Below are 25014 nucleotides of genomic sequence, written 5' to 3' on the forward strand. Positions count from 1 at the left end.
GATGCTCCGTTCAAATCTTGCCCATGGCGACGATGACCAGGGCCGTCAGTACAAAGAACCCCAGGGACAGGCCCACGAAGATCAGGTCGTACATGGCTGGTTTCCTTTCTCGAGAATGCCCGGACGGGCGAATGAAAATGCCGGGGTAGCGTTGGGTGCGGTCATCAGAATTTCTCGGCACGGATCAGCGCGTAACCCAGGTAGACAAACAGCAGCACGGCGCAAAAACCGCTGGCGCCGTAGATGAATTCCAGTGTCAGCAAGGCTTTTCCCCTTAATCCATTGAGGCGGCGCCGCAACCGCAGACAGCGGCCCGGGGCGCAACCGGTCAGGCACCCGGCAACGGGCACCGGCAGGGAGTCGGGAACGAGCCGTCCGCCGCTCTCCTCTGCGCCACGCAGGTTAGGTGAGGGCGTATCAAGGTCGGACACTGATTGCGGGGGGCGGTATTAAGACGGCGTATAGATTGCGGCCAAGGCCGGGGGAATCGGGGGCCGGCCAGCGCCCCCGAGGGGATCATTCACTTTTCAGCGGTAGCCAGACCTCCACCACGCCGCTGCCGGTATCGGGGTTGAAATCGGCGCTGTAGCGCTCGAATTCCGGGGCATCGGCCGCCTCGCGACCGGACTGGGGCAGCCAGGTCTTCCAGATGTAGTTGAAGGTCTGTGGCAGTTCCTGCAAGGAGCCACCGTGCTCGAACACCGCATAGTTCTGCGGCTGCACCTCGATCCAGCGATAGCGCTCGGGCAGGTCGTCAAGCTTGCTGATCTCGACTCCGGCCAGGTATTCGAAGCCACCCTGGCCATCGGGGTTGCAACAGATGCCGTAGGTCACCTCATCCACTTGCCCCGGCACCTTGCCGATGTGGGGGATGAAGCGCTGCCAGAGCTGACCGATGTCCTGGCTGGCGCCAGGGGTAAACCGCTCGCTGAAGCCGGCGATCAGCAGAAAACGCTCTCTTTCGAAGCGCGGTTCTGGACCTGCGCCCTGTTTTTGCTCATCCATGAATGCCACTCCTGCCGCAGAAAAGATGGGTACGGCAGCAAGTATAGAAGCCAATCGCCAGGGCCAGGATCAGAGCGCCGGAAGGTCGACCACCCCGGCGCCGACGATGAACTCCTGATAACCGGATAGGATCACGTACACCGCGAAATAGCAGAAGATCGCCGCAGATGCCAGGTAGGAGTAGCGCAACAGCTTGTCGCCCAGCAACTTGCCGCCCTGGGTCGCGGCCAGGCACAGGCCCATGGTCCAGACCAGCCCGGCGCAAAAGAAGCCGGCCAGGAACAACCCGGAGTCGGCAATCGTGCCGCCACCGGATCGAGCAATCAGGGTGCCCCCCACGGCGGCAAACCAGAGGATCGCGCTGGGGGAAGACATGGCCAGGAAGATCCCGCGCAGGAACTCCTTGCGCGGCGAACCGCGGTCCGCCTCCCCCGCCGTGGCCAGCAGCGCACTGTGATGAATGGCGGCGTAGATCATCTTTGCCGCGAAATACACCAGCAGCGCCGAACCGCCGATCCACAGCACCCAACGCACAGTTTCGTACTGCAACAGTACGGTCATCCCGGCCAGGGCCAATAGCGCGTAGATCAGGTCACCCACGCAAGTCCCCAGGCCCAGGCAGAAGCCCTGGAAATAGCCGCGCTGCATGGCCAGGGTGATCATCGCGATATTGGCCACGCCGATGTCCAGGCACAGCGAAAGGCTCAGCAAAAAGCCGCTGGTAAACTCCATCATTCATCCTGTTTGACGCTGTTGTTCGAAGAGCTGCCGAGCGGCATCAGATCCGCCCGAACGAATCAGGCACAGGCCGGGCGCCGTCCTTGCAGGCAAAAAGCGTGCACGTTATAGCGGCAAACCCGCCAGCCGGGCAAACCGCCGGCAGCGCAAAAATATTTTTCCGCTGCTCTGGACAAGCCCGCGCCAGCGCCTTTATCGTCTGCCCCCGCAGGCCACCGCAGTGGCCAACGTCGCTCGGACGGTTCCGGGCGCTTACGTCTTTTCGAGGCAACAATGGCCGAACAAGGTTCGCCGCGCCGCTTTGCGCGCATCGATCGTCTCCCCCCTTACGTTTTCAACATCACTGCCGAGCTGAAGATGGCTGCGCGTCGGCGCGGCGAAGACATCATCGACTTGAGCATGGGCAACCCCGACGGCGCGACTCCGCCGCACATCGTCGAAAAGCTGGTGACCGTTGCCCAGCGTGAGGACACCCACGGCTACTCCACCTCCAAAGGCATTCCACGGCTGCGCCGGGCGATTTCCCGCTGGTACAAGGATCGCTACGAGGTCGATATCGACCCGGAAAGCGAAGCCATCGTCACCATCGGTTCCAAGGAAGGTCTGGCGCATTTGATGCTGGCCACCCTGGACCAGGGCGATACGGTGCTGGTGCCCAACCCCAGCTACCCGATCCACATCTACGGCGCGGTGATCGCCGGCGCCCAGGTGCGCTCGGTGCCACTGGTGCCCGGAGTGGACTTCTTCGCCGAGCTGGAGCGGGCCATTCGCGGTTCGATCCCCAAGCCGAAAATGATGATCCTGGGCTTCCCCTCCAACCCCACCGCGCAGTGCGTGGAGCTGGATTTCTTCGAGCGGGTGATCGCCCTGGCCAAGCAGTACGACGTGCTGGTGATCCACGACCTGGCTTACGCCGACATCGTCTACGACGGCTGGAAAGCCCCGTCGATCATGCAGGTGCCCGGGGCCAAGGACATCGCGGTGGAGTTCTTCACCCTGTCCAAGAGCTACAACATGGCCGGCTGGCGCATCGGCTTCATGGTCGGCAACCCGGAGCTGGTCAACGCCCTGGCGCGAATCAAGAGCTACCACGACTACGGCACCTTCACCCCACTGCAGGTAGCAGCAATCGCGGCACTTGAAGGCGACCAACAGTGCGTCAAGGACATTGCCGAGCAATACCGGCAACGGCGCAATGTGCTGGTCAAGGGCCTGCACGAGCTGGGCTGGATGGTAGAGAACCCCAAGGCCTCGATGTACGTCTGGGCCAAGATTCCCGAAGCCTATGCGCACCTGGGCTCCCTGGAATTCGCCAAGAAGCTGCTGGCCGAGGCCAAGGTCTGCGTGTCGCCGGGGGTGGGTTTCGGTGAGTACGGCGACGATCATGTGCGCTTCGCCCTGATCGAAAACCAGGACCGGATTCGCCAGGCGGTGCGCGGTATTCGCGGGATGTTCCGCGCCGACGCCCTGGTGCAGAAAAGCTGAGACTCCTTCAGCCACAAAAAAACCGCAGCGATGCGGTTTTTTTGTGCCTGCACTGTAGCCGCTGCCGCAGGCTGCGAACGAGTGCGTAGCACTCGCGGCGATTCAGAAGCCTATCAAGGGCTGACGGCAGATCACCGGGCAAGGCCCTTCGGGCCTTTGCCCACAACCCCGCCGTTTAAACCACCAACGACAACAACAGGATAAAGATCAGGCCCACCACCGAGAGGATGGTTTCCATCGCCGTCCAGGTCTTGAACGTCTCGGCCACGGTCATGTTGAAGTACTGCTTGACCAGCCAGAAGCCCGCGTCGTTGACGTGAGACAGGATCAAGGAGCCGGCACCGGTGGCCAGCACCAGCAGTTCGCGGTTGACCCCGGGGATCATCCCCACCACAGGCACCACGATGCCCGCGCCCGTGATGGTGGCCACGGTGGCCGAACCGGTGGCGATACGAATCACCGCCGCCACCAGCCAGGCCAGGAGGATCGGCGAGATCTGCGCATTGACCGCCATGTGGCCGATCACATCACCCACGCCGCTGGTCACCAGCATCTGCTTGAAACCACCGCCGGCACCAATGATCAGGATGATCGCCGCGGTAGGCGCCAGGCTGGCGTCGAGCAAACCGAGGATCTGCTTGGAGCCGATGCCCTGCTTGTAGCCGAAGGTGTAGAGCGACAGCAGCAGGGCCAGCAGCAAGGCACTGATCGGGTGGCCGATCATGTCCATCCAGATGCGGAAGAAATGCCCGTCCGGCAGCGCCACGTCGGCGAAGGTCTTGAGCAGCATCAGGAACACCGGCAGCAGCACAGTCAGCAAGGTCACGCTGAAGCTGGGCAGGTTCTGCGAGGTGTTTTCACGGGCCAACTGGTCCACCAGCTCCTGGGACGGGTGACCCGGGATGTATTTGGCGATGAAGGTGCCGTAGATCGGACCGGCAATGATGGCCGTCGGCAGAGCAACGATCAGGCCGTAGAGAATGGTCTTGCCAATGTCGGCACCAAACACGCCGATGGCCAGCAGCGGCCCCGGATGCGGCGGCACCAGGCCGTGCACCGCCGACAGGCCAGCCAGCAGTGGAATGCCGATCTTGATCAGCGACACCCCGGTGCGTCGGGCCACGATGAACACCAGCGGGATCAGCAGCACGAAGCCGATCTCGAAGAACAGCGGGATGCCCACCAGGAACGCGGCGAACATCATCGCCCACTGCACCCGCTCCTTGCCGAACGAACGGATCAGGGTCTGGGCAATCTGATCGGCGCCGCCGGACTCGGCCATCATTTTTCCGAGCATGGTGCCCAGGGCCAGGATGATGCCGACAAAACCGAGCACGCCACCAAAACCGTCCTGGAACGCCTTGATGATCTTGTCTACCGGCATGCCCGAGGTCAGGCCGAGGAACCCCGCGGCAATGGTCAGAGCAATAAAGGGATGCAGCTTGAATCGGGTGATCAAGACGATCAGGCCGATGATAGTGACCACTGCATCAACCAGCAGATAGGTCTCTTGGGACATGCCAAACATGGGATTGCCTCCGGTTTGTTGTTTTTATTTAAGCGTTAAAAACAAGGGCCGAGTGGGATAGCGCTACCTATTTCGAGCCAGCACTTAATGTGAAGGTTCAAGGCCATGCTCCAGCCACCATTGGTTGGCCAGTTCGGCCAGGCGCTGGACGCTCAGGGTGCTGGCATCCAGGGCCAGGGTGAGCGGCTCCCCCACGGGGGATTCGAGGGTGGCGAACTGACTGTCGATCAGGGTCGAAGGCATGAAATGCCCTGGCCGGTGTGCCACGCGATCGGCGGCCACTGCCGGTGTCAGTTCGAGGAAGATAAAGCCCAGACCGGGGGTCGCTGCGCGCAGGCGTTCACGGTATTTGCGCTTCAAGGCCGAGCAGGTCAGTACCGGACGCTGACCGGCGGCCAGGGTCCGACGCAATTCATCGCAGAGGCTGTCGAGCCAGCCGGCACGGTCGTCGTCGTCGAGGGGAATGCCGGCGCTCATCTTGGCGATATTGGCGGCAGGGTGGAACGTATCGCCTTCAATGGCCGTGGCGCCGCTGCGTTGGCACAGCGCCTGGCTGACGCTGGATTTGCCACAGCCGGCAACACCCATGATGACCAGGGCGGTAATAGATTGACTCATGTAACACCTCAGCGCGCAGACAGCGCTACCTTCGCTAGTTCTAGTTCTAGTACAAAAACAGTGTCTGCCGACGCCTTCTTGTCATTTTTGTGGGTTGCCGCGTATATAGTCCGCCAAACCAAAGAGTGAGGGTCAGGCACACCTCGCTCACGCATTGCAGCTGTTTCAGGACAGCGCTACCTTAGTGACTTGAATTTTGTTTGGCAAGCCGTCTGATGACCCCTCATAAAAACGATAAAAGCTCCCGTACCACGGGGCGCCCTACCCTCAACGAAGTGGCGCGACTGGCCGGCGTCAGTCCGATCACCGCCTCCCGGGCCCTGCGCGGCGTCAGCAGCGTGGCCACCGAGCTGGTGGAAAAGGTGCAGAAGGCCGCGCAGGAGCTGAACTACGTGGTCAACTCCGCCGCCCGTGCCCTGGCCTCGGCCCAGAGCCAGTCGGTGGTGGTGCTGGTGCCGTCGCTGTCCAACCTGCTGTTCATCGAAACCCTGGAAGCCATTCATCAGGTCCTGCGGCCCAAGGGCTTCGAAGTGCTGATCGGCAACTACCACTACTCCCGGGACGAAGAAGAAAACCTGCTGCGCAACTACATGACCTACCAGCCCCGGGGTCTGTTGCTGACCGGTTTTGACCGTACCGAAAGCGCCCGGCGGATGATCGAGGCCAACAACATCCCCTGCGTCTACATGATGGACCTGGACCCCGGCGCCGGGCTCAATTGCGTGGGCTTCTCCCAGTTGAACGCGGGCGAGACTGCCGCCCAGCACCTGATTTCCCGTGGTCGCAAGCACCTGGCCTACGTCGGCGCACAACTGGATCAACGCACTCTGCTGCGGGGTGAAGGTTTCCGTCGCGCCCTGCAAGAGGCCGGGCTATACAACCCCGATCTGGAACTGCTGACCCCACGCCCATCCTCCGTGGGCCTGGGCGGCGAACTGTTCCTGCAACTGATGCAGAGCCAGCCACAAGTCGACGCCATCTTCTTCGGCAACGACGACCTGGCCCAGGGCGCACTGCTGGAAGCCATGCGCTGCGGGATCAAGGTTCCGGAGCAAGTGGCGGTGCTGGGTTTCAACGACCTGCCCTCCTCGGAACACATGGTGCCGCGCCTGAGCAGTATCAGCACCCCAAGGGAAGCCATCGGCCGCCGTGCAGCCGAGCAGATGCTGACCCTGCTGGCCGGCAATAGCGTGGCCGAGCCCGTGGTGGACATGGGCTTCGAGCTGCGGGTGCGGGAAAGCACCTGAGGTGTTTCAGGGCTGCAGGCTCAGCACGCTGAGCAGCAGCCCGAACCCCACCAGCACCACACCAAATACCTGATCGATACGGCGCTTGTATCCCAGCAATCGACTGGCAATGGCCGGTGCCGAGAAAAACAGCGCCACCGCCACGAACCACAACACGTGAGCCAGGACAATGATCCCCCCGTAGCCGATCTGCACCGGCAATGCCGTGCCCGGCTGGATCACCTGCATAAACAGGCTGAGAACGAAAATCATCGTCTTGGGGTTCAGCGCATTGGTCAGAAAGCCGCTGCGCAGAGCCGCCCATGACGAAGTCTCGACATTCGCCGCCCCCTCCTCGTGCGGCCCCTGGTCCGAGCCGCGCAACAGCTTGATCCCCAGATAGATCAGATAAAGCGCCCCGGCAATCTTCAGCGCGGTGAACCACAGCAGCGACTGCTGCAACAGCACCCCCACCCCCAGCAGGCTGTAGCCGATATGCAGCATGACCCCGAGCCCGATACCCAGGGCAGTGAACACACCGTGGCGGCGCGAGAGCATCAGGCTATTGCGCGTTACCAAGGCAAAATCGGCTCCGGGGCTGAGTACAGCAAGAATGGTAATGGTGATTACGACTAACAGTTCAGTCACGTTACATACGCCTTGGTTATAGAATCAGGCGCTACTGTATGGCGATCGGCACGGGGACAGCCAACGATGAAAACTGACACTCTCAGTGATAAAAACTCACAGACATTGCGCCGACGCCTGCCGCCCCTCGGCGCCTTGCGCTGCTTCGAAGCAGCGGCACGCCTGGAAAGCTTCACCCAGGCCGGCGCCGCCCTGCACCTGACCCACGGCGCCATCAGCCGCGCCGTGCGCGCCCTGGAAGAGGACCTGGGCACGGCGCTGTTCGAACGCCGCAGCCACCGGGTATTTCTGACGCCGGCCGGAGCCGAACTGCTGCACAGCGTGACCCAGGCCCTGGACCTGATCGAGAACACCGCCAGCCGCCTGCGGGCACCGGACCCCGAGGCGCCACTGGTGCTGTCCTGCGAACCGACCCTGCTGATGCGCTGGCTGATTCCACGCCTGCCGGCGTTCCAGGCCGCTCACCCGGAAATATCAATCCAGTTGCTGGCCGGCGGCGGGCCTTTCTCGTTCAATGCCGGCATCGACCTGGCGATCCGCCGCAACGATTTCGCCTGGAGTGATGAAACTCAGGCCCACTGGCTGTTCGACGAAGCCATTGGCCCCGTGTGCCGGCCGGACAAACAGGCTGACTGGACCCCTTCGCCAAACGGCCAGCCGACCCTGGCGGAACACGCTCCGCGCCTGCACAGTACCACCAGGCCACAAGCCTGGGAGCAGTGGCTGCAACAGCGGCAGCTGCCTGCTCCCCCGCCTCTCCAGGAGCAAGTCTTCGAGCATTTCTACTTCAGCCTGCAAGCGGCGGTGGCGGGACTCGGGCTGGCCATCGCCCCCTGGCAACTGGTGCGCGATGATCTGGCTGGAGGGTTGCTTTGCGCCCCTTTCGACTTCGTCGCCGACGGCAGCGCCTATTACCTGTTATCCGCCCAGGCGATCAGCGACGCATCGGCGGCCGGTCATTTGCTGCGCTGGTTGCGTGAACAGGCCCTGGGCTAAAACACGGGGGCGGGCAGCGGCCCCAGCGCTGGATCTTCGCCACTGAGCAACTGCACCAGGGCCAGGGCGCCCTTCTGCAGCGGCCGGTTCTTCAGCCACACCGCATGCACCGGCAAAGACAAGCCGTTGTCGAGGTTCTTGAACTTCAGCCTCTGCAGGCGCCCTGCCGCCAGCAGCGGCTGGATCACCGACAAGGGGAAATTGCCCCAGCCGATGCCGGCTTCCACCATGTGCAGGGCCATGGCCAGGCTGTCGGTGCGCCACAGCGACTCGCCCACCAAGGGCCGCGTATCGCTGATGGGCAAGTCGCGACTGGCCACCACAACCTGGCGAAACCGGATCAGCTCCTCCAGGTACAACGAGCCATCGCTGGCCACAAACACCGGATGTCGCGGCGAGATGCAAGCAATCACCCGCTCACTGCCGATGTACTGGAAATACTCCAGGGCATTCACGCTCAAGCCGGCAAAGGCCACGCCCACACTCACCCGCCCACTGTGCAGCAGTTGCAGCACATCATCCTGGGGGGCACTGAGCACCTCCACCTCCAGCAGCGGATAGCGCTCGGCAATCAGCTTGATGGCGGCCAGCACTCGCTGCTTGTCGATGTCATCCACCACGGCGATCGACAGCTTGCTCTCCAGGCCCAGGGACAGCTCGATGGCGTGCACCTGCAACTGCTTGAGCTGGTCGGCGATCAACCGCGCATGGGGCGCCAGGGACAGGGCCAGGGGCGTCGGCACCGGCTCGCGATGGCGGCGATCGAACAGGGCGTAACCCAGTTCAGCCTCAAGGTTGGCAATACCCATGCTGACCGCCGAGGGCACCTTGCCCAGGGAGCGGGCCGCCGCAGAAAAGGAACCGCGCTCGAGCACGGCGAGAAACAACTGGATGCTGTCACTGGAGAAATTCATGGGGGGCAACCTATCAATAAAACTGAAAGCTTCCGACTTTTTCTGTCATCGCTATTGAAGCTACCTTTCGCGCCCTGCGCCAGTCCAGCCCTGGCCATTGCCATTCAATACCGAGGAATTTCCATGCAAGGCGTGAAACGCAAACTGGTCTACGTATCCCTGTTCGAGGTGTTCGGCATGACGTTTTCGGCCCTCGGCCTGGCCCTGCTGTCCGGCACGTCCCCCAGCAGCACCGGGCCGCTGGCCGTGGTCATCACCAGCATCGCGGTGACCTGGAACTTCATCTACACCACCCTGTTCGAGCGCTGGGAAAGCCGCCAGCCGTCGCGCACCCGCACCGTCAAGCGGCGCATCGCCCATGCCGTGGGCTTCCAGTTGACCCTGATCGTGTTCCTGATCCCGCTCATCGCCTGGTGGATGAACATCAGCCTGGTGCAGGCCTTCCTCCTGGACCTGGCGCTGATCCTGTTCATCCCCTGCTACACCTTCGCCTTCAACTGGCTGTTCGACCGGGTCTTCGGTCTGCCGGCTTCGGCCCTGCCCGATCCGGCCTGAAGCTGGGCAAAACACCCCTGGAGGCAATTTGGCCGTCGCCGAGAACCTGGCTCGCTGATAGATTCCCATGGCCAACCTGTGCCACGAACAAGGAAGCGTCATGGGAACCTCCTGCAGAATTCTCGGTAGAGCCTCGTCCATCAACGTCAGGAAAGTCTTGTGGACCTGTGAAGAGCTGGACCTTTCCTACCAGCAGGAAGATTGGGGCAGCGGCTTCCAGTCGACCCACAGTCCCGAATTTCTCGCCCTCAACCCCAACGCCCAGGTCCCGGTGCTGATCGATGATGCCGGAGCCCTGTGGGAGTCCAACAGCATCTGCCGCTACCTGGCCAACCTGCACCCCGGCAGCGGCCTGCTGCCCATCGCCCCGCGAGCCCGGGCCCTGGTGGAACAGTGGATGGACTGGCAGGCCACCGAACTCAATCCGGCCTGGAGCTACGCCTTCATGGGCCTGGTGCGCCAGCATCCGGATTGCCAGGACAGCCGGCGCATCGGCGCCAGCCTGCTGGCCTGGAACGGCAAGATGGCGATCCTTGAACGGCAGCTTGAGAGCACCGGGAACTATGTTCTCGGTGAAGACTTCAGCCTGGCGGATATCGTCCTTGGCCTCTCGGTCAATCGCTGGAAGATGACCCCGATGGAACACCCGGACTTCCCCGCCGTGGCCGCCTACTACGAACGCCTCAGCCTGCGTCCGGGCTTTGTCCTGCATGGACGTAACGGCACGCCCTAGCCTGCCCCTTCTCAGCCCACCGGAGATTCGACATGGATGGACTCAACGTACTACTGACCGGCGCCTGCGGCAGGATCGGCAAAGTGTTTTTCCAGGGCTCCCAGGAGCGCCATCGCTTCACCCTCACTGACCGCGTCGAGCCGGACTTCGACATCCCGGCGCCCCACCGTTTCGTGCGCCTGGACCTTGATGACCCGCAAGCCATCAGCCGCCTGCTGCCGGGGATCGACGTCATCGTGCACCTGGCCGGCATCCCCCACGCCACTGCCGGTTTCGACGAACTGCTGCCCAACAACATCCTCGCCACCACCTACCTGTTCGAGGCCGCAGTGAACGCCGGTTGCCGGCGCCTGGTGTTCGCCAGCAGCGCCCAGACCATCGAAGGCTACCCGGTGGACCGGCAGATCACCCCGGGCATGCCGGTGATGCCGGCCAACCTCTACGGTGTGAGCAAATGTTATGGCGAAGCCCTGTGTGCCTTTTATGCAGCCCGGCGCGGGCTGTCCTGCATCGCCCTGCGCATAGGGGCGTTCGAGGACCCGCAACACCACGAACTGACCACCACCCGCGACCTGAGCGCCTGGCTCAGCCCTCGGGACGCTGTGCAACTGCTGCAGCGAGCGGTAGAAACCCCCGGGGTGCAGTTCCTGATCGGCCATGGCATATCCAACAACCGCTTCAAGCGCCTGGACCTCAGCGAAACCACCAAGATCCTGGGGTACGAGCCTGTGGACGATGCCTTCCAGGAGCATTTCGGCATTCCCATCACTTACTGAGACGCTGATCGCCGCCCCTCGGCAAACAGGCGGGCGGCAATTGCCAGGAAGCGGCAAGACTTGTCCGCTTACTGGCCACCCGCTGAGAACAATTGCCCTAACCCCCTGATATTCAATGACTAAAGTATCGGCATGGAACTTGCTAAAACTTCAGCCTAGTTCTCTCACACAGGTTCCCGATCATGTTGGTCAACGCCCAGAAATCCGTTTCGGTGCAGCCCACCTCGCGCACCGATATGGACCCGACCACCGCTGCCGCCAGCGCGCTGTACAGCGGCATGCTGCAGCAGGCCCAGAACTCCGTGACCGTGCCGACGTCCCAGTCCAGCCTGCAAGGCAATACCGTGGACGACAACGTCAATGCAGCGTTCGCCAAGACCCGTGTCCTGCTCCAGGCCACGCCGCCCGCCACCAGCACGCCACAGGCCACCAGCGCCACGGAAACCGGTGCCTTGAGCGAGTTCAAGGACTACATGAGCAAGACGCCCGAACAGCGTCTGCGCGACAGCATCCTCAAGGATATGGGGCTGACCGAAGAAGACCTGAGGAACCTGCCGCCTGAACGGCAACTGACGATCAACCAGGAAATCGCCCAGCGCCTGCAAGACAAGATGCAGTTGGCCAAGGAAGAGAAAGAGGCCAAGGACAGCGCCAAGCCGATCGACGAGAAGTTCCTCGCTGCGTTGTAACAGCGCCAACAAAAAGGGTTCCCTGCATGGGAACCCTTTTTTGTATCCGAAGGAAAAGCGCGGCTACAGCTGCAAGGTCGAATTGAACTGGCTGATGGCATCCACCACATGCCTTGAGCCCTGCTGAATCTCCAGAATCACCTCCCCCGCCTCATTGGCCAGCTCGACCCCAAGTCCGGTACGACTCAGGCTCGACTGCATGCTGGTGACCGCGCTCATGGACAGGTCGTGGTTCTTGCGCACCACCTCGACGATCTCCACCGTCGCCTGGCTGGTGCGTGCCGCCAGGCTGCGTACCTCGTCCGCCACCACCGCGAACCCCCGTCCATGCTCGCCGGCCCGGGCCGCCTCGATGGCTGCATTGAGCGCCAGCAGGTTGGTCTGGTCGGCAATCCCGCGAATGGTCTGGACTATGCTGCCGATGATCTCCGATTGTTTGCTGACCGCATCAATGCTGCGGGCGGCTTCGTTCAGGTCGTGGGAAATCTGCTGAATGATCCCCACCGTCTGTTGCACCACCTCCGAGCCCTTCTGGGCGCAGGCATCATTCTGCACCGAGGTACTGTGGGCCGATTCGGCGGCAGATTGCAGAGTGGTCACTTGCTGGGTGATATCGCTGGCGAACTTGACCACCTTGTACAAGCGCCCCTTGGTGTCGAACAGCGGGTTGTAGGAAGCCTCGAGGAACACGGTCTGGCCGTACTTGTTTTCCCGCTCGAAACGGTGGGAATGGTATTCACCACGGTTCAACGAGGCCCAGAACTGTTTGTACTCGGCAGACTCGGCTTCAGAGCGATGACAGAACATGCTGTGGTGCTGACCGAGTATTTCATTCAGGGAGTACTGCATGGTCTTGAGGAAGTTGTCGTTGGCGGCAACTATCTTGCCATCCGGGGTGAATTCGATGATTGCCATGGAGCGGCCAATGGCGTTCAACAGACTCTGGTTTTCATGTTCCAGATGGATGCGCTCGGAGATGTCCGAAGCCACCTTGATCACACTCTTGACCTGACGCTCGGCATCGAACACCGGCATGTAGCTGGCTTCGAGCCAGATCTCCTGGCCGCGCTTGTTCAGCCGCAGGAAGGTGCCGCTGACAGGTTCACCCCGGCCCAGATCACGCCACAACTTGGCGTACTCCTCACTGCGGTAGAACGCTTCCTCACAGAAGATCCGGTGATGCTTGCCGCGTATTTCTTCCGCGGAATAGCCCATGGCCTTGCAAAAGTTTTCGTTGGCGTCGAGCACGATGCCATCGGGAGAGAACTCGATCATCGCCATGGAATGACTGATCGCCGCCAACTTGGCATTGGCCTCGGTCAACGCACAATTAAAGCGCTCGATCTCTAGAAGGTCTGCCTTGTGATGTAGGTTAAACATGGTTGTATCACCTTCAACGCTGTCTTTTGATTGACGGAAGTTTCTAGTCTTTCAACTGATCCACCACAACGTTCCATTAACAGGGCAAGCGCCTCTCTCCATATGAGAAAGGAAGTGTCAGGTGACAAATGATGTTTAATCGGAGAGTCAATGTTGCAACGCTCTTATCAAGCCATCCTTTTCTTGATGACCCGCTGTCGGGTCGGACCTAACAAAGAAAAGAAATTCCATCTAATTAATTACTCCTGATCCTGCGGTGCCTCTAAATGCGCACTCTCGTCTTTATTCATGACGTCAATTTCGTGCCCGGATGAACATTCCACAAACAGCCGTTATAAGGCTGAAACATCACGAGACAGTGGTTGAAAAAGCGACCGATACGCTTTTTCACAATTAAGCATAGACAGACGCCGACTCTATGCAAGGTCACCAGTCATTCTGTTTTCACAACTTGTAAATGCCTCTCAAGCCTTCGCGAAAAGTCTCAATCAAGGCATAAACATGACTCGCCAGGAACCCCCCGCCGACTAGGCCCGAGCAAGCATCTGCACAAAGGCCTGAACCAGTCCGTTCGACTCCCGCCCCGGCGCCGCCACCAGGGCGAACTGGCGCTCGATCGCGCAACTCAAAGGCAGCACCCGCAATCCCTGGCGCTGTTCAGGCAAGGTGCTCTCGGGCACCAGGGTCACCCCCAAACGTTCACGCACCAGGCTGAATGCGCTCTTCCACTCGCGCACTTCGATCCGCACATCCGCCAACGACACTCCAGCTTCAAGCGCCAGGCTGCGGGCATTCACCGAGCAGCCGCCAGTGGCCAGGATAAAAGGCTGCGCCAGCAAGGCTTCAAGTTCGATGGTCGGGGCCAGCCAGGGGTGATCCTGGGGCAGCACGGCCACCCACGAATCGACACCCAGCAACCACGAACGACGCTCGGGAGGCGGATTCAGTACCACTCCCAGATCCACCAGTTGCGCCTCCAACAGGGCTTCGACCTCATCGTCGCTGACCTCCAACTGCACCACCTCGATCCCCGGGTACAGTTGCTTGAAACGTCGCAGCACCGGTGGCAGGAAGCTCGCCAGGACCATGGGAAAGCCCGCCAGGCGCAAACTGCCCTGGAGGATGCCCCGGGCCGTGTCCACTTGTCGGCGAACCTGGGCCAGGGCTCCGAGCATCACCCGGGCCTGCTCCAGCACCTGTAGACCGATTGCCGTGGGCAAAGCCTGGCGGCTTTCCCGAATGAACAGTTGCACGCCCAGCATGTCTTCCATCTGGGCCAAGGCCTGACTGGCCCCGGACTGGGTCATGCCCACCTGTTCGGCGGCCCGGGTGATGGTGCCGCACTCGGCTATCGCCACCAGCAAGCGCCAATGCATCAGGTTCATCATGGCAGTAGCTATCCTTATGGCCATTTTCTGAAAGATTAATTTTACCCATGCCAGTGCTGCCCCGACACTGGCTCGAACATCAACCAGAGACCTGCCGATGAAACTCTACTACGCCCCTCAAGCCTGCTCCCTGGCCTCCCATATCGTGCTGCGGGAACTGCAACTGCCGTTCGACGCCATCCGCGTCGACAATCGCAGCAAGCGCACCGCCGACGGCCAGGATTTCCTCACCCTCAACCCCAAGGGCTACGTGGCCGCCCTGCAGCTGGACAACGGCGAAGTGCTCACCGAAGGCCCGGCGATCCTGCAATACCTGGCAGACCTCAAGCCCGAGGCCGGATTGGCGGCGGCCAATGGCAGCTGGCAACGGGTACGCCTGCAGGAAACCCTGAACTTCATCACCAGCGAAGTTCACGGGATCATGGGCTGGCTGTTCAACCCAGGGCTCGATGACAGTGTGAAGGAGGTGTTCCGGCAGAAGCTGTTCAAACGCTTTGCCCTGTTGGAGCAGACCCTGGAGCGCCAGGATTATCTGCAAGGCGGACAGTTCGGCATCGCCGATGCCTATCTGTTCACCGTGCTGCGCTGGACTGCGCTGTTTGCCATTGATCTGGGAGCCTGGCCGGCACTGGCGAAGTTCCAGGCCCGGGTCGAGCAGCGGCCGGCGGTGCGGGAGGCATTGGCGGTGGAGCTGGCGTAGGTTCGAAACAGCAAATGGAGAAGTCGCGCTGAACAGGCAGAACCCGCGCCTGCCATTCTAGGAGGGATAAAACGAAGCCCGCGTTGCGGGCTTCGTCAAATTGATCAATGGCCGAAGATGTTCACTTCGGTTTTCTTGGCCTTTTTCTCGGCGCGCTTCTCGTCTGCGCTCTTTGCCGGTTTCTTCTTGGCATTTTTCTTGGCGTTCATACCTTTGGACATGATCTTTACTCCACTGCTGCGGGATAGGACTCAGGTATAGCACCTATAGCGGCCGGGGGTTCCTTTATAATCCGCCGCTCCCTGTTGCAATCCCGGAAAGCCATGTCCAGCCTCCAGATCTGCCTCCTTGCCGAGGCCGCGCGCCCCTTGCTGAACAAGTTCTATCGCCAGCACCAGTCGCCCATGCGGGCCTCGTCCGCAGGCCAGCTCTGGGTGGCCAGGAACGAGGGGATCGTCGCCGGAATGAGCCTGACCCCGGTGGCCCAGGGACATTGGCTAACGGGTTTGTTCGTCGCCCCCGACCACCGCGGCCAGGGGCTGGCCGGACAGTTGGTGGAGCGGGCGCTGAAGCAGGTCGAAGGGCCAGTCTGGCTGTTCTGTCACCCGGACCTGGAAACTTTGTATCAGCGCATGAGTTTTTCCACCGCGACCCGATTACCCCAGCCGCTGGCCGAACGGCTGGCTCGCTATCAACGCAGCAAGCCGCTGCTGGCCATGGGGACCGACAGCGTTTGCCTGGGTCCGTAAGCTTGGGCGTTACGCGTCAGCGTTGGGATCGAGGTCGGGAAACAGCACCTCGGTGAAACCGAACTTGCTGAAATCACTGATCCGCGACGGGTACAGCCGCCCGATCAAGTGATCGCACTCATGCTGCACCACCCGGGCATGAAAGCCCGAGGCCACACGCACGATAGGCTCGCCCTTGGGACTGAAGCCTTCATAGCGAATGTGCTGGTAGCGCTGCACCGCGCCCCGCAGCCCCGGCACCGAGAGACAACCTTCCCAGCCCTCTTCCAGCTGCGGACTCAAGGACGTGATCAGGGGGTTGATGAGGATGGTCTGAGGCACTGCCTCCGCCTCCGGATAACGTTCGCTGTGCTCGAAGCCGAAGATCACCAGTTGCAGATCGACACCGATCTGCGGTGCTGCCAGGCCAACGCCACCGACACTTTCCATGGTCTGGAACATATCGTCGATCAGTTGCCACAGCTCGGGGCTGTCGAACATCTCGGGCGCCACCGGGGGCGCAATACGCAGCAGGCGTTCATCGCCCATTTTGAGGATTTCACGGATCATGTTCAGGCTTCGTCAGTGGTCGGATGGCGCGAGTGATCCCGGCCCAGTCCCGATACGTGTTGTTTATCGCCGGGCCCGTCAAAGTCCTTTTCGCCAGGTTCCTTGCCTTCGGCCGACATGTGTTCGATCACCGCGTTCATCTCCGCCCCCAGCAACAGCACTGCAGCAGAGATGTAGAAGTACAGCAGCAACACGATGATCGCGCCGATACTGCCATACATGGCGTTGTAGTTAGCGAAGGTTTTCACGTAGTAGGCAAAACCCAGGGACGCGACAATCCAGACCACCACCGCCAGCACCGAGCCCGGCGTGATGAAGCGAAACTTCTGCTTCACATCGGGCATCACGTAGTACATCAGGGCCACGGCCACCATCATCAGCAGCACGATCACCGGCCAGCGCAGGATGGTCCACAGGGTGACGATGAACTCTTCCAGACCCACCTGCCCAGCCAGCCAGGTCATCACCTGGGGCCCCAGTACCATCAGGGCTGCCGCGGCCAGGAGCATGCCGGCAATGCCCACGGTATAGAACACCGACAGCGGAAAGCGCTTCCAGATCGGCCGGCCCTCGACCACATCGTAGGCAGCGTTCATTGCGCTCATCATCAGGCGCACGCCCGCCGAGGCGGTCCACAGGGCGATGACGATACCCACGGAGAGCAATCCGCCCTTGGACTGTTGCAATTGATCGATCACCGGATTCACCTGCTCCAGGGCCTGGGGCGGCAGCACCAGTTCCGATTGCAGGCGCAGCCAGGTAAAGAAGTCCGGCAGATGCAGGAAACCGATCAGGGCAATGAGAAACAGGATGAAGGGGAACAGCGAGAACAGCATCTGGTAGGCCAGCGCCGAGGCATAGGTGGACATCTCGTCCGCGATGAATTCATTGACCGTGCGGATCAGCACACGGTGCAGGGGCAAACCTTTGAGGTCCGGAAAAATCATAGCGTCTCCTTTCGCCGCAAAAAGGTTGAAGTCGATGGCGACTCAGGGGGCGTTTTCTACAACAAATTAGCCTAGTTGGCGAACCGCAACCATTCGCACGGGCTGATTACGGGTCCTCGACGGTAACGCACACATGAAAACGGCCATCCGAGGATGGCCGCTGCGGTGCATCATCGAAGGCCTCGTACTCAGGCCTTGTCGATGGTCTTTTTCACTGCATCCTTGGTCTTGCCAAGGGCTTGCTGGGCTTCGCCTTTCTTCTCCTGCAACTTGCCCTCTGCCTGCAGTTTGGGGTTGTCGGTGGCCTTGCCGACACCCTGCTTGACGTTGCCGATGGCTTCGTTGGCCAGACCTTTTGCCTTATCTGCTGTGCTGCCCATGGTATTTCTCCGTAGAACATTCATTGATCAAACAAAGAGGATTTGCGTCGTTACCCAAGGTTGACTCGTGGCCGTTGCGCAGAGTTTCAATTATTTTTCGTCAGGCATTTCATCGCAGGCCCGAGGTTGCCCTTTATGTTTGTCGGGCAACCCGGGAGAATGCTCGACCTGTTCAGGCCAAGCACTGAAGATCCAATCCCCGTAGGAATGTTATGAAACTCGATAAAAAGCAGGCCATTGCCCGTAGAAACCAGGAACTGGGCGGTGCGGTGCTGGGCGTCAACAACTGCCATTTCGCGGAACTGAACCGCAATCGCAATATCTGGTGGTTCGATATCCTGGTGACCCGTCTGGCCATTGGTCAGTACGAATGGGTGCACCTGCTGCTGCACACCCCGGACACCAACCAGTTGCTGCACCTGAAAGTGCCGACCGTGTTCCTGCGGGAAAAGATGGAAGGCCTGGTGATCCGCAATGAAGGCAAGCGCAAGGCCGCCCTGAGCCTGGAGTTGAGTGCCGACAAGGACTCCTTCCTCAAGGACGTGCGCCCGGCCGGCACCGGCGTGAACTTTGCCCAGTTCCAGCAGTAAGCCGGCACAAGTTACGACCCCATGAAAAAGCCCCGCACTGGCGGGGCTTTTTTGTGGATGCTGCGGCTTACTTCTTCACGCCGAGCTTCTTCAACTCTTCGTCACGCAGTTCACGGCGCAGGATCTTGCCGACGTTGGTGGTCGGCAGCGCATCGCGGAACTCCACGGCCTTGGGCACCTTGTAGCCGGTGACATTGGCGCGCATGTGTTCCATCACCTGCTCCTTGGTCAGGGTCACGCCTGGCTTGGCGACGATGAAGATCTTGATGATCTCGCCAGACTTCTCGTCCGGTACGCCGATCGCTGCGCACTGCAGGACCCCCGGCAGGGAAGCCAGGACGTCTTCCAGTTCGTTGGGGTACACGTTGAAACCCGAGACCAGGATCATGTCCTTCTTGCGGTCGACGATGCGGATATAGCCGTCCGGCTGAATCAGGGCGATGTCACCGGTCTTCAACCAGCCGTCGCTGAGGACTTCGTCAGTAGCGTCCTGACGCTGCCAATAGCCCTTCATCACCTGCGGGCCCTTCACGCACAGTTCACCCACTTCCCCGAGGGGCAGTTCGTCGCCCGCGTCGTTGATCACCCGACACAAGGTCGAAGGCACTGGAATGCCGATGGTGCCGATCTGGATGTTCTGGATCGGGTTGACCGTGGCCACCGGACTGGTCTCGGTCATGCCGTAGCCTTCACAGATCGAGCAATTGGTGACCGACTTCCAACGCTCGGCGGCCGCCAGTTGCAGGGCCATGCCCCCGGACAGCGTGACTTTGAGCGCGGAAAAATCCAGTTTGCGGAACGCTTCGTTGTTGCACAGGGCAACGAACAGGGTGTTGAGACCGACAAAACCGCTGAACTTCCACTTCGACAGTTCCTTGACCATCGCCGGCAGATCCCGCGGGTTACTGATCAGGATGTTGTGGTTGCCCATGAGCATGATGGCCATGCAATGGAAGGTGAACGCATAGATGTGGTACAGCGGCAGCGGAGTGATGAGGATCTCGCAACCTTCATTGAGGTTGGAGCCCATCAGCGCCTTGCACTGCAGCATGTTGGCCACCAGATTGCGATGGGTCAGCATCGCCCCCTTGGCCACGCCGGTGGTACCGCCGGTGTATTGCAGTACCGCCACGTCGCCGCTGGCAGGGTTGGCTTCCTGTACTGGCTGGCCGTGGCCCTTGCTCAGCACCTCATTGAACTTGACGGCCTGGGGCAAGTGATAAGCCGGCACCATCTTCTTCACGTACTTGACCACACTGTTGATCAGCACACGCTTGAAGGTGGGCAAAAGGTCCGCCACTTCGGTGATGATCACGTGCTTGACCGAGGTTTTGGGGACCACGGTCTCTGCCAGGTGGGCCATGTTGGCCAGGCAAACCAGAGCCTTGGCTCCAGAGTCGTTGAACTGGTGCTCCATCTCCCGCGCGGTGTACAGCGGGTTGGTGTTGACCACGATCAGGCCGGCGCGTATGGCACCGAACACCGCAATCGGGTATTGCAACAGGTTGGGCAACTGCAGGGCGATTCGATCGCCAGGCTGCAAATCGGTATGCTGCTGCAGGTACGCGGCGAAGGCCCCAGACAGTTCGTACAGTTCACCGTAAGTGATTGTCTTGCCGAGGTTGCTAAAGGCCGGTTTGTTAGCAAAACGTTGGCAGGACTGCTTCAACACCGCCTGAATATTCGGATACTCGTCAGGATTGATATCGGCAGCAATCCCAGCTGGGTACTTATCCTTCCAAAAGTCTTCGATCATGGAAGCCCACTCCTCAGCAACGCGAATTCATCACCGCATTTGATGCGATTATTATTTGTCTGTGTTTTTTATTGGTGTCTATTGTTGGTGAGTCTGGCTTTTACTTAGGCCGAGAAGTCACAAAGCGCGCCGAGAGTAGCAGCTTTGGAAAAGGCCGCCTAGAGCCAAAAAAGGCCTCAATAGTCACATTTATGACTCAAGACATTCCAATGGTCATTTTTAGAGTAAAGATTCTACAACCTTGAATTCCGCTCTGGCACGGGGCTTTGCGTCCCCAGAATGCATCGCGGGCAAGCCCGTTGAGCCAACAGGCTTGCCCGCGATGGAAAAAGCCAGGGATCAGGCGATGTCGCGCAGCTCGCGACGCAGGATCTTGCCCACAGGCGTCATCGGCAGAGACTCACGCAGCACGATGTGCTTGGGCACTTTGTACCCCGTGAAATTCTCCTTGCAGTAGGCCTTGAGCTCTTCAAGGCTGACCCCCGCCTCACGAGGCACCACAAACAGCTTCACCGCCTCGCCGGAACGTTCGTCCGGCACCCCGATCACCGCGCAGTTGGCGACCTTGGGGTGAGCCATGACCACATCTTCGATCTCGTTGGGGTAAACGTTGAAACCCGAGACGATGATCATGTCCTTCTTACGATCAACGATGCGCACGAAACCATCGGGATCGATCACTGCAATATCGCCGGACTTGAACCAACCCTCGGCATCCAGCACTTCGGCCGTGGCCTCCGGCTTGTTCCAGTAGCCCTTCATGATCTGTGGTCCCTTGATGCACAGCTCGCCACGCTCGCCCAGCGGCAGCTCGGTGCCCTGGTCATCGATGACCTTCAAGGTGGTGCCCGGCACTGGCAGACCGACCGTACCCAACCGCGAGCGGTCGCCATAAGGGTTGGTGCAGGCCACCGGCGAGGTTTCGGTGAGGCCATAACCTTCGGTGATCCGGCAGCCGGTGAGTTTCTGCCAGCGCTCAGCCGTGGCCTTGACCAAGGCCGTGCCACCGGAGTTGGTCAGCTTGAGGTTGGAAAAATCCAGGTTCTTGAATTCCGGGTGATCCATCAGGGCCACGAACAGCGTGTTGAGCCCCAGCAAGGCGGAAAAACGCCAGTTCTTCAGTTCCTTGATAAAGGCGCCGATATCCCGCGGATTGCTGATCAGCACGTTGTGGTTGCCCGTGACCATCATGCACATGCAGTTCGCGGTGAAGGCATAGATGTGGTACAGCGGCAGCGGCGCGATCATCACTTCCTGCCCTTCACGCCACTGGCTATGACCGTCGGGCCCATGCTGGCCGAGGCAGGCCCGGGCCTGCTGCATGTTGGCCACCAGGTTGCCGTGGGTCAGCATCGCGCCCTTGGCCAGGCCGGTGGTACCGCCGGTGTACTGCAACACGGCAACATCATCGAGCCCCACCTGCAGCGGCTTGATCCCCTGGCCACGCCCCAGGCGCAGGGCACTCTTGAAGGAAATGGCCTGGGGCAAGTGATAGGCCGGGACCATCTTCTTGACCTTGTCCACCACCAGGTTGACCAACCAGCCCTTGGCGGTGGGCATCAGGTCGCCCATCTTGGCCTCGATCAGGAACTGGATATCGGTATCCCCTAAAACTTCCTGGACCTTCTGCCCGAAGACATTCAGGTAGACCAGGGCCCGGGCTCCTGAGTCCTTGAACTGATGACGCATCTCCCTGGCGGTGTACAGCGGATTGGTGTTGACCACCACCAGACCGGCCCGCAGCGCACCGAAGACCGCGATCGGGTACTGCAAAACGTTGGGCATCTGCACCGCAATACGATCCCCCGGAACCAGATCGGTATGGCTTTGCAGATAACCGGCAAAGGCCGCGCTGTAGCGTTCCAGCTCGGCGTAGGTGAGGGTCACCCCCATATTGCTGAAGGCTGGGCGATCAGCAAATTTCTTGCAGGAACGCTCAAACACCTCGATCACCGACTTGAAGGCCCCCAGGTCAATCTCGTTAGGGACGCCGGCGGGGCGTTTATCATTCCAGAAATCAGGTTGCATTATTCTTGTCCTCTCATTACCTGAACGGTCCGGGCCGCCTCTGTAACGCTGTCAGCGGCGGGGCTCCTCGGACGTTAGCAGCTATGGTGAATCAGGCAAATATGCGCAAGTGTGTCATTAATTTTATGAATCTTGCTTCCAACAGGCGTGCGCATCAGACGCACACGCGGCGATACGCTATAAAGTGCAGCGTCTTCGTGCAAAGGAATCGCCATGACCCACGACACGTTCTGGTTGACCACGAGTGATCACCAACGCCTCTTCGTCAACCTGTGGCTGCCCGAGCGCCCGCTCAAGGCACTCATCCTGCTGTCCCACGGCATGGCCGAGCACAGCGGGCGTTATGCTCGCCTGGCCGAGGCCCTGTGCGCCGAGGGTTATGGAATCTATGCCCCGGATCAACGCGGCCACGGTAAAAGCGCGGAATACGGGGTCCTCGGCCACTACGCAGACCAGGGTGGCTGGAACAAGGTCGTCGGCGACCTGGCCAGCCTCAACCAGCACATCGGCCAGCAACACCCTGGCACGCCCATCGTGCTGTTGGGCCACAGCATGGGCAGCTACATCGCCCAGGCCTACCTGCAACATCACAGCGCCAGCCTCCACGGGGCGATTCTCAGCGGCTCGAACTTCCAGCCAGTGGCCCTGTACCGCGCCGCCAGCCTGATCGCGCGGTTCGAACGCTGGCGCCAGGGCGGCCAGGGACGCAGCGCACTGATCGAGTGGCTGTCGTTCGGCTCCTTCAACAAGGCCTTCAAGCCCAATCGCACCGCCTTCGACTGGCTCAGCCGCGACCCGGCCGAAGTCGACAAGTACGTGAACGACCCGCTGTGTGGCTATCGCTGCACCAACCAGCTGTGGATCGACCTGCTCGGTGGCCTGCAGCAAATCAGCAAGATTTCCAACCTGGCGCAGATCGATCCCGGCCTACCGTTGTTGGTCATGGGCGGAGAATGTGATCCGGTGAGCGATGGCAAGCGTCTCAAGGATCTGGCCAACGCATTGCGCGAGGCCGGCAGCCAGTGCCTGCAACTCAATATCTACCCGCAGGCACGTCATGAGCTGTTCAACGAAAGCAACCGTGATCAAGTGACCCACGACGTACTGGCCTGGCTGGACCAAGCGCTGCAACACCGCCGGCCTCCACGGTCGGAGTAAGCGACGGCGCGGTCAGTGCGCTCATTTACCTGTCAGAGGATTTCAGCAACATGACCCAGGTTACCAACACCCCTTACGAAGCCCTGGAAGTCGGTCAGACCGCCCAGTACAGCAAGACCGTCGAGGAGCGTGACATCCAGCTGTTCGCCGCCATGTCCGGCGATCACAACCCGGTGCACCTGGATCCCGAGTTCGCCGCCGCCACCATGTTCAAGGAGCGCATTGCCCACGGCATGTTCAGCGGCGCCCTGATCAGCGCCGCCGTGGCCTGCGAATTGCCTGGGCCGGGCACCATCTACATCGGCCAGCAGATGAGCTTCCAGAAGCCGGTGAAGATTGGCGACACCCTGACCGTACGCCTGGAAATCCTCGAAAAACTGCCGAAATTCCGCGTCCGCATCGCCACTCGCGTATTCAACCAGCGCGACGAGCTGGTGGTGGACGGCGAAGCCGAGATTCTCGCCCCACGCAAGCAACAGACCGTGACCCTGCCGACCCTGCCGGCCATCACCATTGGCTAAACCGCGCCCCACGTAGTCCTCCAGGAGCCGGCTTGTCGGCGAAGGCTTTGCTCGTCATGGCTTGCGCCAGCAAGCCGTCTCCTACCGTCCACTGCCCTCCTCGACCTGCACGCTGGCGGTCATCCCGGCGCTCAGGTTGATGCCTTCAGGCACCTTGTCCAGCTTGATCCGCACCGGAATCCGCTGGGCCAGACGAACCCAGTTGAAGGTCGGCTCCACCTCCGCCAGCAATTGCCCGTCAGGGGTGGCGTTGCGGTCGGTAATCCCCCGGCTGACACTTTGCACATGGCCCGGCAGGGCATCGCCGGCACTCATCAGCCAGACCTTAACCCGGTCGCCGACCTGGATTCGCGGCAGCTTGGTTTCCTCGAAATAAGCCTGGACGTAGAACGTCGAATCATCGATCAGCGCCATCACTGGCTGCCCGGCATTGACGTAGTTGCCCTCGGCCAGGCGCAGGTTGGTGATATGCCCGTTACGGGGCGCGCGCACCTGACTGCGGGCCAGGTTGAGCTCCGCGACCTTGGCCTCGGCCTGGGCCTGACGCAGTTCGCCCCGGGCTATGCCGGCATTGATCTGGGCGTTCTCGCGCAGCTCGGCACTGATGGCCTGGGGACCCAGGGCCGCACGGCGACTGGCCTCGTGCTCGCGCAGACTCAATTGCTGCTGACGGGTCTGAACCACGGCCTGGGCCTTTTCCAGGGCCGCCTCGAACCGGTCGCGGTCGATGCTCAGCAACAAGTCTCCGGCCTTCACGGGCTGGTTGTCCGCCACCTTGAGCTCGCGTACCCAGCCGGATACGTCCGGGGCCACGATCACCACGTCGGCGCGAATCCGCGCGTCCCGGGTCCAGGGCGTCAGCATGTAGTACTGCCACAGGTGATAACCGGCGAAGATCGCCACCGCCACCAGGCACAGGGTAAATACGACACGTACGGGTGTACGCATAATCAACTC

The 25014-nt window shown here is 60.9% G+C and carries 28 protein-coding genes and 1 pseudogene; 12 read left to right on the forward strand and 17 right to left on the reverse strand.

Translation table 11 applies throughout. The annotated features are described in order from the left end of the window. Nucleotides 1-10: 10 nt before the first annotated feature. The 4 genes from LOY69_RS22590 to LOY69_RS22605 all read right to left on the reverse strand — a co-directional run bounded on the left by LOY69_RS22590 (nt 11) and on the right by LOY69_RS22605 (nt 1737). The gene (locus LOY69_RS22590) at nt 11-181 is read right to left on the reverse strand and encodes a hypothetical protein (RefSeq protein WP_162884082.1); all 171 of its coding nucleotides are present in this window, start codon (nt 179-181) and stop codon (nt 11-13) included. After that, on the reverse strand, nt 165-263 hold the full coding sequence (kdpF, locus tag LOY69_RS22595) for a K(+)-transporting ATPase subunit F (protein WP_016968152.1): 99 nt from the start codon (nt 261-263) through the stop codon (nt 165-167). The genes LOY69_RS22590 and kdpF overlap by 17 nt, the downstream gene beginning before the upstream one ends. Before the next feature lie 253 nt (nt 264-516). Further along, nucleotides 517-1005: a GyrI-like domain-containing protein gene (locus LOY69_RS22600; protein ID WP_102860634.1), complete on the reverse strand. Its 489-nt coding sequence runs from the start codon at nt 1003-1005 to the stop codon at nt 517-519. Between the two features lie 69 nt (nt 1006-1074). Beyond that, the gene (locus LOY69_RS22605; protein WP_110594805.1) at nt 1075-1737 is read right to left on the reverse strand and encodes a LysE family translocator; all 663 of its coding nucleotides are present in this window, start codon (nt 1735-1737) and stop codon (nt 1075-1077) included. Between the two features lie 279 nt (nt 1738-2016). Between LOY69_RS22605 and alaC the strand changes: the two genes are divergently transcribed. Beyond that, a complete protein-coding gene (gene alaC, locus LOY69_RS22610; protein WP_102880635.1) occupies nt 2017-3228 on the forward strand; it encodes an alanine transaminase in 1212 nt (403 codons plus the stop codon). Nucleotides 3229-3403: 175 nt separating this feature from the next. Here alaC and LOY69_RS22615 read toward each other — a convergent pair whose 3' ends face one another. Both LOY69_RS22615 and LOY69_RS22620 read right to left on the reverse strand, forming a co-directional pair. After that, a complete protein-coding gene (locus tag LOY69_RS22615) occupies nt 3404-4756 on the reverse strand; it encodes a GntP family permease (RefSeq protein ID WP_047305702.1) in 1353 nt (450 codons plus the stop codon). Nucleotides 4757-4840: 84 nt separating this feature from the next. Then, nucleotides 4841-5374 carry a gluconokinase gene (locus LOY69_RS22620; protein WP_102860632.1) on the reverse strand — a complete coding sequence of 178 codons (534 nt, stop codon included), beginning with the start codon at nt 5372-5374 and terminating at the stop codon, nt 4841-4843. A 215-nt stretch (nt 5375-5589) separates the two neighbouring features. On the opposite strand from LOY69_RS22620, the gene LOY69_RS22625 reads away from it, so the two are divergent. Next, a complete protein-coding gene (locus tag LOY69_RS22625) occupies nt 5590-6621 on the forward strand; it encodes a LacI family DNA-binding transcriptional regulator (RefSeq protein WP_102880636.1) in 1032 nt (343 codons plus the stop codon). Between the two features lie 6 nt (nt 6622-6627). Here LOY69_RS22625 and LOY69_RS22630 read toward each other — a convergent pair whose 3' ends face one another. Continuing rightward, nucleotides 6628-7248, reverse strand: coding sequence for a LysE family transporter (locus tag LOY69_RS22630; RefSeq protein WP_102880637.1), 621 nt, complete (start codon nt 7246-7248; stop codon nt 6628-6630). 66 nt (nt 7249-7314) lie between these two features. On the opposite strand from LOY69_RS22630, the gene LOY69_RS22635 reads away from it, so the two are divergent. After that, a complete protein-coding gene (locus tag LOY69_RS22635; protein ID WP_265073616.1) occupies nt 7315-8244 on the forward strand; it encodes a LysR family transcriptional regulator in 930 nt (309 codons plus the stop codon). Here the strand turns inward: LOY69_RS22635 and LOY69_RS22640 are convergent. Further along, nucleotides 8241-9158, reverse strand: a complete 918-nt coding sequence (locus LOY69_RS22640; protein WP_265073617.1) for a LysR family transcriptional regulator — start codon at nt 9156-9158, stop codon at nt 8241-8243. The genes LOY69_RS22635 and LOY69_RS22640 overlap by 4 nt on opposite strands. A 123-nt stretch (nt 9159-9281) precedes the next feature. On the opposite strand from LOY69_RS22640, the gene LOY69_RS22645 reads away from it, so the two are divergent. The 4 genes from LOY69_RS22645 to LOY69_RS22660 all read left to right on the forward strand — a co-directional run bounded on the left by LOY69_RS22645 (nt 9282) and on the right by LOY69_RS22660 (nt 11911). Further along, on the forward strand, nt 9282-9713 hold the full coding sequence (locus LOY69_RS22645) for a PACE efflux transporter (RefSeq protein ID WP_102860627.1): 432 nt from the start codon (nt 9282-9284) through the stop codon (nt 9711-9713). A 100-nt stretch (nt 9714-9813) separates the two neighbouring features. Next, a complete protein-coding gene (locus tag LOY69_RS22650; protein ID WP_265073618.1) occupies nt 9814-10446 on the forward strand; it encodes a glutathione S-transferase family protein in 633 nt (210 codons plus the stop codon). 32 nt (nt 10447-10478) lie between these two features. Continuing rightward, nucleotides 10479-11222 carry an NAD-dependent epimerase/dehydratase family protein gene (locus LOY69_RS22655; protein WP_102880640.1) on the forward strand — a complete coding sequence of 248 codons (744 nt, stop codon included), beginning with the start codon at nt 10479-10481 and terminating at the stop codon, nt 11220-11222. Between the two features lie 182 nt (nt 11223-11404). After that, nucleotides 11405-11911 carry a hypothetical protein gene (locus tag LOY69_RS22660; protein ID WP_102880641.1) on the forward strand — a complete coding sequence of 169 codons (507 nt, stop codon included), beginning with the start codon at nt 11405-11407 and terminating at the stop codon, nt 11909-11911. Between the two features lie 63 nt (nt 11912-11974). On the opposite strand, the gene LOY69_RS30650 is transcribed toward LOY69_RS22660, so the two are convergent. The 3 genes and pseudogenes from LOY69_RS30650 to LOY69_RS22675 form a co-directional block, all read right to left on the reverse strand. After that, nucleotides 11975-12511, reverse strand: a complete 537-nt coding sequence (locus LOY69_RS30650; protein WP_258010334.1) for a methyl-accepting chemotaxis protein — start codon at nt 12509-12511, stop codon at nt 11975-11977. Nucleotides 12512-12514: 3 nt separating this feature from the next. Then, a pseudogene (locus LOY69_RS30655) lies at nt 12515-13291 on the reverse strand (PAS domain-containing protein); the annotation flags it as partial. Between the two features lie 527 nt (nt 13292-13818). Next, the gene (locus LOY69_RS22675) at nt 13819-14679 is read right to left on the reverse strand and encodes a LysR family transcriptional regulator (protein WP_265073619.1); all 861 of its coding nucleotides are present in this window, start codon (nt 14677-14679) and stop codon (nt 13819-13821) included. Between the two features lie 97 nt (nt 14680-14776). Here LOY69_RS22675 and gstA point away from each other — a divergent pair, with 97 nt between their 5' ends. Further along, the gene (gene gstA, locus LOY69_RS22680) at nt 14777-15379 is read left to right on the forward strand and encodes a glutathione transferase GstA (RefSeq protein WP_102880644.1); all 603 of its coding nucleotides are present in this window, start codon (nt 14777-14779) and stop codon (nt 15377-15379) included. Nucleotides 15380-15702: 323 nt separating this feature from the next. Beyond that, a complete protein-coding gene (locus LOY69_RS22685) occupies nt 15703-16128 on the forward strand; it encodes a GNAT family N-acetyltransferase (RefSeq protein WP_110594815.1) in 426 nt (141 codons plus the stop codon). A 9-nt stretch (nt 16129-16137) separates the two neighbouring features. On the opposite strand, the gene def is transcribed toward LOY69_RS22685, so the two are convergent. From def to LOY69_RS22700, 3 genes are all read right to left on the reverse strand, one after another. Then, on the reverse strand, nt 16138-16677 hold the full coding sequence (def, locus tag LOY69_RS22690; RefSeq protein ID WP_265073620.1) for a peptide deformylase: 540 nt from the start codon (nt 16675-16677) through the stop codon (nt 16138-16140). Between the two features lie 2 nt (nt 16678-16679). Further along, nucleotides 16680-17624, reverse strand: coding sequence for a YihY/virulence factor BrkB family protein (locus LOY69_RS22695; protein ID WP_102860618.1), 945 nt, complete (start codon nt 17622-17624; stop codon nt 16680-16682). Nucleotides 17625-17812: 188 nt separating this feature from the next. Beyond that, nucleotides 17813-18004 carry a CsbD family protein gene (locus tag LOY69_RS22700; RefSeq protein WP_110594819.1) on the reverse strand — a complete coding sequence of 64 codons (192 nt, stop codon included), beginning with the start codon at nt 18002-18004 and terminating at the stop codon, nt 17813-17815. Nucleotides 18005-18216: 212 nt separating this feature from the next. Here LOY69_RS22700 and LOY69_RS22705 point away from each other — a divergent pair, with 212 nt between their 5' ends. After that, nucleotides 18217-18594: a hypothetical protein gene (locus LOY69_RS22705; protein WP_110594821.1), complete on the forward strand. Its 378-nt coding sequence runs from the start codon at nt 18217-18219 to the stop codon at nt 18592-18594. A gap of 67 nt (nt 18595-18661) precedes the next feature. On the opposite strand, the gene fadD1 is transcribed toward LOY69_RS22705, so the two are convergent. Next, a complete protein-coding gene (gene fadD1 / locus LOY69_RS22710; RefSeq protein WP_102860615.1) occupies nt 18662-20350 on the reverse strand; it encodes a long-chain-fatty-acid--CoA ligase FadD1 in 1689 nt (562 codons plus the stop codon). Between the two features lie 339 nt (nt 20351-20689). After that, the gene (gene fadD2, locus LOY69_RS22715) at nt 20690-22378 is read right to left on the reverse strand and encodes a long-chain-fatty-acid--CoA ligase FadD2 (protein WP_265073621.1); all 1689 of its coding nucleotides are present in this window, start codon (nt 22376-22378) and stop codon (nt 20690-20692) included. Nucleotides 22379-22591: 213 nt separating this feature from the next. On the opposite strand from fadD2, the gene LOY69_RS22720 reads away from it, so the two are divergent. Together LOY69_RS22720 and LOY69_RS22725 are read left to right on the forward strand one after the other, a co-directional pair. Further along, nucleotides 22592-23536: an alpha/beta hydrolase gene (locus LOY69_RS22720; RefSeq protein ID WP_110651428.1), complete on the forward strand. Its 945-nt coding sequence runs from the start codon at nt 22592-22594 to the stop codon at nt 23534-23536. A 50-nt stretch (nt 23537-23586) separates the two neighbouring features. After that, a complete protein-coding gene (locus LOY69_RS22725) occupies nt 23587-24057 on the forward strand; it encodes a MaoC family dehydratase (protein ID WP_011062855.1) in 471 nt (156 codons plus the stop codon). An 81-nt stretch (nt 24058-24138) separates the two neighbouring features. Here the strand turns inward: LOY69_RS22725 and LOY69_RS22730 are convergent, their stop codons facing one another. Further along, nucleotides 24139-25005, reverse strand: a complete 867-nt coding sequence (locus LOY69_RS22730; protein WP_102880649.1) for an HlyD family secretion protein — start codon at nt 25003-25005, stop codon at nt 24139-24141. Between the last annotated feature and the right edge of the window lie 9 nt (nt 25006-25014).

It is taken from the genome of Pseudomonas sp. B21-059, assembly GCF_026016285.1.
GTDB lineage: Bacteria > Pseudomonadota > Gammaproteobacteria > Pseudomonadales > Pseudomonadaceae > Aquipseudomonas > Aquipseudomonas danubii.

What these genes read in the sequence shown, in the direction of transcription:
- LOY69_RS22600 (WP_102860634.1), bottom strand. Translation starts at nt 1,005, where the DNA reads ATGGATGAGCAAAAACAGGGCGCAGGTCCAGAACCGCGCTTCGAAAGA.
- LOY69_RS22605 (WP_110594805.1), bottom strand. Translation starts at nt 1,737, where the DNA reads ATGGAGTTTACCAGCGGCTTTTTGCTGAGCCTTTCGCTGTGCCTGGAC.
- alaC (WP_102880635.1), top strand. Translation starts at nt 2,017, where the DNA reads ATGGCCGAACAAGGTTCGCCGCGCCGCTTTGCGCGCATCGATCGTCTC.
- LOY69_RS22615 (WP_047305702.1), bottom strand. Translation starts at nt 4,756, where the DNA reads ATGTTTGGCATGTCCCAAGAGACCTATCTGCTGGTTGATGCAGTGGTC.
- LOY69_RS22620 (WP_102860632.1), bottom strand. Translation starts at nt 5,374, where the DNA reads ATGAGTCAATCTATTACCGCCCTGGTCATCATGGGTGTTGCCGGCTGT.
- LOY69_RS22625 (WP_102880636.1), top strand. Translation starts at nt 5,590, where the DNA reads ATGACCCCTCATAAAAACGATAAAAGCTCCCGTACCACGGGGCGCCCT.
- LOY69_RS22635 (WP_265073616.1), top strand. Translation starts at nt 7,315, where the DNA reads ATGAAAACTGACACTCTCAGTGATAAAAACTCACAGACATTGCGCCGA.
- LOY69_RS22640 (WP_265073617.1), bottom strand. Translation starts at nt 9,158, where the DNA reads ATGAATTTCTCCAGTGACAGCATCCAGTTGTTTCTCGCCGTGCTCGAG.
- LOY69_RS22645 (WP_102860627.1), top strand. Translation starts at nt 9,282, where the DNA reads ATGCAAGGCGTGAAACGCAAACTGGTCTACGTATCCCTGTTCGAGGTG.
- LOY69_RS22650 (WP_265073618.1), top strand. Translation starts at nt 9,814, where the DNA reads ATGGGAACCTCCTGCAGAATTCTCGGTAGAGCCTCGTCCATCAACGTC.
- LOY69_RS22655 (WP_102880640.1), top strand. Translation starts at nt 10,479, where the DNA reads ATGGATGGACTCAACGTACTACTGACCGGCGCCTGCGGCAGGATCGGC.
- LOY69_RS22660 (WP_102880641.1), top strand. Translation starts at nt 11,405, where the DNA reads ATGTTGGTCAACGCCCAGAAATCCGTTTCGGTGCAGCCCACCTCGCGC.
- LOY69_RS22675 (WP_265073619.1), bottom strand. Translation starts at nt 14,679, where the DNA reads ATGATGAACCTGATGCATTGGCGCTTGCTGGTGGCGATAGCCGAGTGC.
- gstA (WP_102880644.1), top strand. Translation starts at nt 14,777, where the DNA reads ATGAAACTCTACTACGCCCCTCAAGCCTGCTCCCTGGCCTCCCATATC.
- LOY69_RS22685 (WP_110594815.1), top strand. Translation starts at nt 15,703, where the DNA reads ATGTCCAGCCTCCAGATCTGCCTCCTTGCCGAGGCCGCGCGCCCCTTG.
- def (WP_265073620.1), bottom strand. Translation starts at nt 16,677, where the DNA reads ATGATCCGTGAAATCCTCAAAATGGGCGATGAACGCCTGCTGCGTATT.
- LOY69_RS22695 (WP_102860618.1), bottom strand. Translation starts at nt 17,624, where the DNA reads ATGATTTTTCCGGACCTCAAAGGTTTGCCCCTGCACCGTGTGCTGATC.
- LOY69_RS22700 (WP_110594819.1), bottom strand. Translation starts at nt 18,004, where the DNA reads ATGGGCAGCACAGCAGATAAGGCAAAAGGTCTGGCCAACGAAGCCATC.
- LOY69_RS22705 (WP_110594821.1), top strand. Translation starts at nt 18,217, where the DNA reads ATGAAACTCGATAAAAAGCAGGCCATTGCCCGTAGAAACCAGGAACTG.
- fadD1 (WP_102860615.1), bottom strand. Translation starts at nt 20,350, where the DNA reads ATGATCGAAGACTTTTGGAAGGATAAGTACCCAGCTGGGATTGCTGCC.
- fadD2 (WP_265073621.1), bottom strand. Translation starts at nt 22,378, where the DNA reads ATGCAACCTGATTTCTGGAATGATAAACGCCCCGCCGGCGTCCCTAAC.
- LOY69_RS22720 (WP_110651428.1), top strand. Translation starts at nt 22,592, where the DNA reads ATGACCCACGACACGTTCTGGTTGACCACGAGTGATCACCAACGCCTC.
- LOY69_RS22725 (WP_011062855.1), top strand. Translation starts at nt 23,587, where the DNA reads ATGACCCAGGTTACCAACACCCCTTACGAAGCCCTGGAAGTCGGTCAG.
- LOY69_RS22730 (WP_102880649.1), bottom strand. Translation starts at nt 25,005, where the DNA reads ATGCGTACACCCGTACGTGTCGTATTTACCCTGTGCCTGGTGGCGGTG.